7 protein-coding genes are annotated in these 7,359 nt (G+C 41.0%); 2 read left to right on the top strand and 5 right to left on the bottom strand.

Features of this window, described 5'->3' with window-relative positions; all coding sequences use genetic code 11:
* The first annotated feature begins 519 nt into the window (after positions 1 to 519).
* The gene (gene gloA / locus AC27JR_RS08830; RefSeq protein ID WP_008113856.1) at positions 520 to 1,047 is read left to right on the top strand and encodes a lactoylglutathione lyase; all 528 of its coding nucleotides are present in this window, start codon (positions 520 to 522) and stop codon (positions 1,045 to 1,047) included.
* Positions 1,048 to 1,120: 73 nt separating this feature from the next.
* On the opposite strand, the gene htpX is transcribed toward gloA, so the two are convergent.
* From htpX to bioB, 5 genes are all read right to left on the bottom strand, one after another.
* A complete protein-coding gene (gene htpX / locus AC27JR_RS08825; protein WP_487173358.1) occupies positions 1,121 to 1,984 on the bottom strand; it encodes a protease HtpX in 864 nt (287 codons plus the stop codon).
* A gap of 138 nt (positions 1,985 to 2,122) precedes the next feature.
* Entirely contained in the window at positions 2,123 to 2,806 is a 684-nt protein-coding gene (gene bioD, locus AC27JR_RS08820) for a dethiobiotin synthase (RefSeq protein ID WP_487173357.1), read from the bottom strand.
* A gap of 10 nt (positions 2,807 to 2,816) precedes the next feature.
* Positions 2,817 to 3,650, bottom strand: coding sequence for a methyltransferase domain-containing protein (locus tag AC27JR_RS08815; protein WP_487173356.1), 834 nt, complete (start codon positions 3,648 to 3,650; stop codon positions 2,817 to 2,819).
* A complete protein-coding gene (locus AC27JR_RS08810) occupies positions 3,647 to 4,801 on the bottom strand; it encodes an aminotransferase class I/II-fold pyridoxal phosphate-dependent enzyme (protein WP_487173355.1) in 1,155 nt (384 codons plus the stop codon). Before AC27JR_RS08810 ends, AC27JR_RS08815 begins: the two co-directional genes overlap by 4 nt.
* 14 nt (positions 4,802 to 4,815) lie before the next feature.
* Positions 4,816 to 5,856 (bottom strand): biotin synthase BioB, encoded by a 1,041-nt coding sequence (gene bioB / locus AC27JR_RS08805; RefSeq protein WP_010390068.1) that lies wholly within the window; start codon positions 5,854 to 5,856, stop codon positions 4,816 to 4,818.
* A 95-nt stretch (positions 5,857 to 5,951) separates the two neighbouring features.
* Between bioB and bioA the strand changes: the two genes are divergently transcribed.
* Positions 5,952 to 7,253: an adenosylmethionine--8-amino-7-oxononanoate transaminase gene (bioA, locus tag AC27JR_RS08800; protein ID WP_487173354.1), complete on the top strand. Its 1,302-nt coding sequence runs from the start codon at positions 5,952 to 5,954 to the stop codon at positions 7,251 to 7,253.
* Positions 7,254 to 7,359 lie beyond the last annotated feature (106 nt).

The following is a 7,359-nucleotide window of genomic DNA, read 5'->3' as shown; positions in this document are numbered from 1 at the left end:
CAGGAGATAAGTCACACCTTGAAATATCTATTAACTCCATTACTATTAAATTACTAATAACGGGAGTGCCAAATATGATAACCATAATAATGCCGAAGGAAATAAGGCAGAATTTGGAAACTTGTAAATTTAGACTCATAGTTCGAGATTTCATTGGCAGCTAACAACTTTGTCTACGACATTTGTCGTTTTATAAACCGACAAATGTCCATATATTACATTGCATTTATCTTAGCCCTCAAATAAACACCTGTAAACAACTAGTTAACTACGGCTCATACTTCATAAATGCAGAAATACCCCAAAATGGTGGAGATCAGTAATATTAGACAAAACACCACCACTGTATAAATAACCAGTATCGATAAATATGCCATTTTCCGCTTAAAAAAACCCAACTAACTGGCTGTAAATTTAGCCTGGTGGTTTTAATTTTTGCCGCTGTTGATTATGATGTTCGTATTGCCTGCCTTTTTAAATCCATTAAGGTTTTTCAGTCATTTTATTAAGGATTATCTCATGTCTAGCTATAACGAATCTCCAGAGCAAATTGCACAAGCCACTGAGGGCTATGTGATGCAACAAACTATGTTGCGTATTAAAGATCCAAAACCGTCGCTGGCATTTTATGAAAACGTATTAGGTATGAAGCTGTTAGGAAAGTACGACTTTCCTGGTATGGAGTTTACCTTGTACTTTTTAGGCTATGAGCAAGATATGCCTATAGGCGATGATAAAGAAAAAACCCAGTGGGTGTTTCGCCGCCCTGCGCTGATTGAGCTTACCCATAACTGGGGCACTGAAAACGACGACAGCTTTACCGGTTATCACAGTGGTAATGAAGAACCAAAAGGCTTTGGCCATATTGGTATAAGCGTGCCCGATGTATACGCTGCTTGTGAGCGCTTTGCTAAATACGATGTGGAGTTTGTAAAACAGCCAGATGGCGGCTCAATGAAGGGCCTTGCATTTATTAAAGACCCTGACGGTTACTGGATTGAAATACTTTCGCCAGAGGGCATTACAGACATTATTCAATCACAATAAAAACTATTAAACATAAAAAAGCCTGCAAATGCAGGCTTTTTGTTTACAAGTACTGTGAAAAACTTGAATTTTTTTAACGACGTAGTGCGTCTATACGTGCATCAAGCGGTGGGTGAGATGAAAACAACTCAGCCATGCCTTTACCACTGACTATACCAAAGGCCATCATTGAGCCTTCTAATTGCGATGGGTGGTTTTGCTTTAATCGCTCAAGGGCTGAACGCATTTTATCTGCGCCTACCAACTGAGCTGCACCGTTGTCGGCTGCAAATTCACGTTTGCGGCTGTAATGAGCAACCACCACACTGGCTAATACACCAAATAATACTTGGAATAACATATCAAATAAGAAGTAAGTCCAGCTGCTGCCGCCCTCTTCTTCATCGCTATTTATAAAATTATCTACAATTCCCGCCAGTACTTTTGCGGCAAAAATAACAAAGGTATTAACCACGCCTTGAATAAGCGTTAGCGTTACCATGTCGCCATTAGCCACGTGCGATACTTCGTGCGCAAGCACTGCCTCGGCTTGATCTTGGGTCATATTGTGTAATAAACCCGTACTTACCGCCACCAGCGAGTTATTTTTACTCGGGCCGGTTGCAAAGGCGTTCATTTCTGGGCTGTCGTAAATAGCCACTTCAGGCATATTAATACCAGCTTTTTTAGCTTGCGCGGCAACCGTGTTCATTAACCACTGCTCGGTTTCGTTACTTGGTTTTGTAATAACCTGTGCACCGGTCGATTTTTTCGCCATCCATTTCGACATATATAAAGAAATAAACGACCCACCAAAACCAAATACAGCAGCTATTAATAAAATACCACCTAAGCTACGATGGCTTAAGCCCAGCGCACTCATTATGATTGAAAGCACAACACCTAATACCAACATAACCGCTAAGTTAGTTAATAAAAACAAAAATACACGTTTCATACATGGTCTCCAAAAATAACATTTATTGCTGAGCGATTTCTTTTTGTTGATCGGCTATAGCAATCACTGCGTTATGACACACTATGTCATAACGTCAGCGCTATTCTGTGACAAACTATGTCACAACACAAGGGTTATTTATGGATTTAGTAATAATTTTTCAAGCAGGGTTTTATAAATTTGTAATTTAGGGGTTTGCTCGGTATAGGGGCTTATAGCAAGCAACGGGAATGGTAAACGTGCTTTAAGTGAATCTAAGTTTGCTTGGTATTCATCCATAGTGCCATCAACTTGGTTAGCAATCCAGCCAATGCAATTAACACCCATACTTTGCATATGGGCTGCAGTGAGTAAAGCATGATTAATACAGCCAAGTTTCATCCCTACCACTAATATTACGGGTAGTTGCTCTGCTTTTACCCAGTCGTATAAATATTCGTTATTATTAATTGGCAATGCCCAGCCGCCCGCACCTTCTGTTAAAAGGTAGTCGGCACCTTGTTGCTTCACATTTTTATAAGCGGTACGTAGCTTTTCAACACTTAGGGTTACTCCTACTTGCTCTGCTGCAATGTGCGGAGCTATGGCGGGCTTAAAAGCAAACGGATTAATAATGTCGTACTTAGCGCTCACGGTCGCGCTTTCCATTAGCATTAAGGCATCGGCATTCACAAGCTGATCAAACGCAAGTTCACACCCTGATGCAATCGGTTTAAAGCCTATTGCGCGCTGTTTATGTTGAGCGAGTAACTTTAATAGCAAACTGGTTACGTGGGTTTTACCAGTGTCGGTATCGGTACCGGTAATAAAAAATTGCTGCATTGCCTTACCTTTAAATTTTTGCTTTTTCTAATGATAACAATACCACATGGTAAGATACATGGGCTTGGTTGTTTATAAGCGGATACGCCGCACATACTTTTTGCAGCGCCGATTTAGTTAATAAACCAGGGCGTTGGGTTGCTTTATTTTGCGACGTTGCACCAATGGCTTTAATTGAGCTAATCGCTTTAAGCGGGCTGGTAAACTCATCGGTAAAAATAACCTCTGTCGCGTTATTAACAATAAACCCTGCCTTTTTGACCGATTGGTTTATATTATCGCTACTTAAAAAGTTATTAATGTGGCTATGCGAATCGAGCGCGGCAAACGCCGTTTTTATTTCATGTAGTGAGCCTTCTACCACCGTACTTATGTACGCCTGCCCACCGGGCTTTAAAGCTGAATGTAATGAATACATTAGCATTTCAAAATTAGCCGACCATTGCATTGCAAAATTACTAAATACCACATCAATACTATTTTGTTGTAATGGCAAATTATCCATGTCGGCGCAAATACGCGGTGCGTTTACTGCACTATTTTTAAGCATGTTGAGGCTTAAATCCATGGCAATTACCTGTTTGTATATTCCTTGTAACGCTTGGGTATTCACTAACGGCCCCGCGCCTAAATCAATACAGTGTTTGTGCTTTGTGCTCGCATCAAGCTTAATGAGTTTAATTAAATCGATTGCTGCTTGTTTTTGCACATGCGCATGGGCTACATATTGGTTTGCCGCCGTTGAAAACTTGCGTTGCGTTACCTGCTTTAAACTACTAACAGCTAAACAAGCTAACGGTGACTTTATACACGAGTTCGTATTTGTAGCTTGTGCGCTTGTCATGCAATGGCCTTTTTTAAACAATTTACCAATGTTGTTATGTCTTGCTCGGTATGGGCGGCGGTTAAGGTAACGCGTAGCCTTGATGTATTATGCTGCACCGTGGGCGGACGAATAGCGGTTAGCCAAATCCCCTGTTGTTTGAGCTGCTCACAGGCTTTTAAAGTCTGTTCGGCACACCCTAAAACTAAGGGTTGAATGGCAGTGGTCGAATCCATTAAGGCAATTTTGTGCTCATTGGCTAAACGTTTAAATAAAGCAATATTGGCGTTTAATTTTGCTCGCTTGTGATTTGCATCACGTATGGTTTTAATTCTTGATAATGTATGCGAAGCAATAAATGGCGACATTGCGGTCGAATAAGTGTAATCGCGGTTAAACTGCAGCATGTAATCAATAAATTCACTTGAACCTAATACACACGCCCCGCTACTTGCCACCGCTTTACCAAAGGTGATCACTAAAATATCTGGTAAATTATCTGCCGCTATAAGTGGCTCACAGCTTCCCAAACCCGATTTTCCCAGTACGCCAAAGCCATGCGCATCGTCTATCATTAACCAGGCGTTATGTGCTTTAGCTAAACTAAGTAACTCAATTAATGGTGCTTGGTCGCCATCCATTGAGAATACACCCTCACTCACGATCAGTTTATACTTAGCATTGGACTTTTCGAGCCGTGAACGTAAATGATTCATGTCGTTATGGTTAAAGCGCACAAGTGCTGCGTTTGCATGCAATGCGCCGTCGATTAAGCTCGCATGATTAAGTTTATCCTGAAAAATCGCACTTTGTTGAGCAATGGCTTTATCTTGAAATAGCGCTTTTATAACACTGCTATTAGCACTAAAGCCCGAATTAAACAGCATGGCATTGTTATAGCCCAACTGAGCACATAAGTATTTTTCGAGCTGTTGCTGCGCACCTTGATAGCCAGTAACTAAAGCAGAGCTATGACTTCCTAAGCTCTGCATGCCTTCAAACAAAGTGGGCTCATCGGCAAAGCCTAGGTAGTCGTTACTGGCAAAGTTAAGATAGCGTTTATTATCAACTATAATTTCACGCGCACTGGCTTGCTCAATAACATAACGCTTGCGGTTGAGCGCGCTTTGCTGGCGCGCTTGTAAATGGCTATTTATAAAATCAAATGACATAGCAATACACAATGTTAAGCAGGATAAAACAATTCTGAACTGGCTTTATCGGCCACTTTAGAAGATAACGACGCAGCAACGGCTTCATCTGAATAGTCTTCTGCCGTTTCAGGGTTCATACCCAGTTTTTTAATTAATTGCATATCGGCATCAGCTTCTGGGTTTTCTGTAGTCAGGAGTTTATCACCATAAAAAATTGAATTAGCACCGGCAAAAAAACACATCGATTGCATTTGCTCATTCATTGCACTGCGCCCTGCCGATAAACGTACATAGCTATGCGGCATCATAATACGCGCGGTGGCAATAGTACGAATAAACTCAAACTGATCTAAGTCGTCTACGTTTTCAAGCGGTGTTCCTTTTACTTTTACTAGCATATTAATAGGGACGCTTTCTGGTTGCTGCGGCAAATTAGCCAATTGCATTAATAACCCATAACGATCGCTGGGTTGCTCACCCATACCGACAATACCACCAGAACAAACTTTCATACCGGCATCACGCACATGATCAATAGTGTTTAGTCTGTCTGCAAAGGTACGGGTAGATATAATTTGTTCGTAGTATTCAGGTGAGGTATCTAAATTATGGTTATAGTAGTCAAGCCCTGCATCACTCAATGCATGGGCTTTTTCATTGGTAAGCTTACCTAGGGTCATACAGGTTTCGAGACCAAGCTCTTTTACTTCTTTAACCATTTTTGAAATGTACGGCATATCACGGTCTTTAGGATCTGACCACGCAGCGCCCATACAAAAACGGGTGGCGCCTTTTTGTTTTGCAAGGCGTGCTTGCTCTACTACTTTTTCTACTTCTAGCAAGCGCTCTCGTTCTAGGTCGGTTTTATAATGACCCGACTGCGGGCAATATTTACAATCTTCAGGGCAAGCACCTGTTTTTATTGATAGTAAAGTAGAAATTTGCACCTGATTAGGATTAAAATTAGCACGGTGTACGGTCGCGGCTTTAAAAAGCAGATCGTTAAACGGCATTTCAAATAAGGCTTTAACCTCGCTATGGGTCCAATCGTGGCGAACTGTTGCAAGCTCCATAATACTCTCTTTTATTTTTTGCTCTTGGTGTTATTGGATTAGAATACGTATTGCCGTACCATTGTCAACGAAGCTAACTTAATTAAAGTTTACATATGAACATAAAACAAACAATAGACCTTGATTTTGACCGAAATCACATTTGGCACCCTTATACATCAATGACTCAACCAATTCCGGTTTACCCTGTTACACATGCCAATCACAACCTTATCCACCTAGAAACAGGCGAGAAACTCATCGACGGTATGGCCTCTTGGTGGAGCGCAATACATGGCTACAATCATCCCGTTTTAAATAATGCGATGACAGAGCAAATCAATAAAATGAGCCATGTAATGTTTGGCGGCATTACCCATTACAGCGCAGTGGAGCTTTGTAAAAAGCTAGTAGCAATAACGCCCGAACATTTAAACAAAGTATTTTTAGCCGACAGCGGCTCGGTTAGTGTTGAAGTAGCGATTAAAATGGCACTGCAGTATTGGTTAAGCCAAGGCATTAGTACTAAACAAAAGTTAATGACTCCGTTTAAGGGCTATCATGGCGATACTTTTGCGGCCATGAGTGTGTGCGATCCGGTTAATTCTATGCATAGCTTGTACTCTGGCTTTTTACCTGAGCATGTATTTGTACCTGCACCTGTTAGCCAATTTCATGACGAGTTTAATCAAGCCGAGGCGGATAAACTAGAACACTATTTTTTAAAACACCACCAGCATGTTGCCGCCTTTATTATTGAACCCATAGTACAAAACGCGGGAGGAATGAACTTTTATCATCCTGAATATTTAGCCTGTGTGCGCAAGTTATGTACTCAATACGATGTATTGCTCATTTGCGATGAAATTGCGACAGGCTTTGGCCGTACCGGTAAAATGTTTGCTGTAGAGCACGCCAATGTACAGCCAGATATACTTTGTATTGGCAAGGCACTCACCGGCGGCAGCATGACCCTATCAGCCACGTTAACGACCGATAAAATAGCGATAGGCATTAGCGAAGGTGAAGCCGGTGTTTTGATGCACGGACCTACATTTATGGGCAATCCACTCGCCTGCGCTGTGGCATGTGCAAGTATAGACTTATTGCTTGAACAAGATTGGCAAAAACGAATTAGTGAAGTAAACCAAGCACTTCAACAATTACATCAGTGTGGCTCACTTACTGATGTAGCAAATGTGCGCACTTTAGGTGCAATTGGCGTGGTAGAGCTGACAGATGAGGCAGGAATAGTAGATGTAGCTAAAATACAGGCTTATTTTGTTAGCCAAGGAGTGTGGATACGCCCGTTTGGTAAGTTAATTTACTTAATGCCACCGTATATAAGTGACGATATCAGTATAAAACACCTTTGTGATGCAATATATAACGCCATAAAGGGTAAACATTACGTATAGATGGTTAATTATTTTAGCCACTAAAGTTAAAATTAAATTGATATTTCTATTTAGTTATTATTCCTCTGTAAAGTTTAGTAAATTTAACCCTTTGGCTTGATTTAGT

This window comes from Pseudoalteromonas sp. NH0006-26 (assembly GCF_057552415.1).
This window is presented reverse-complemented; position numbering and strand designations above follow the sequence as displayed.

What these genes read in the sequence shown, in the direction of transcription:
- gloA (WP_008113856.1), top strand. Translation starts at nt 520, where the DNA reads ATGTCTAGCTATAACGAATCTCCAGAGCAAATTGCACAAGCCACTGAG.
- htpX (WP_487173358.1), bottom strand. Translation starts at nt 1,984, where the DNA reads ATGAAACGTGTATTTTTGTTTTTATTAACTAACTTAGCGGTTATGTTG.
- bioD (WP_487173357.1), bottom strand. Translation starts at nt 2,806, where the DNA reads ATGCAGCAATTTTTTATTACCGGTACCGATACCGACACTGGTAAAACC.
- AC27JR_RS08815 (WP_487173356.1), bottom strand. Translation starts at nt 3,650, where the DNA reads ATGACAAGCGCACAAGCTACAAATACGAACTCGTGTATAAAGTCACCG.
- AC27JR_RS08810 (WP_487173355.1), bottom strand. Translation starts at nt 4,801, where the DNA reads ATGTCATTTGATTTTATAAATAGCCATTTACAAGCGCGCCAGCAAAGC.
- bioB (WP_010390068.1), bottom strand. Translation starts at nt 5,856, where the DNA reads ATGGAGCTTGCAACAGTTCGCCACGATTGGACCCATAGCGAGGTTAAA.
- bioA (WP_487173354.1), top strand. Translation starts at nt 5,952, where the DNA reads ATGAACATAAAACAAACAATAGACCTTGATTTTGACCGAAATCACATT.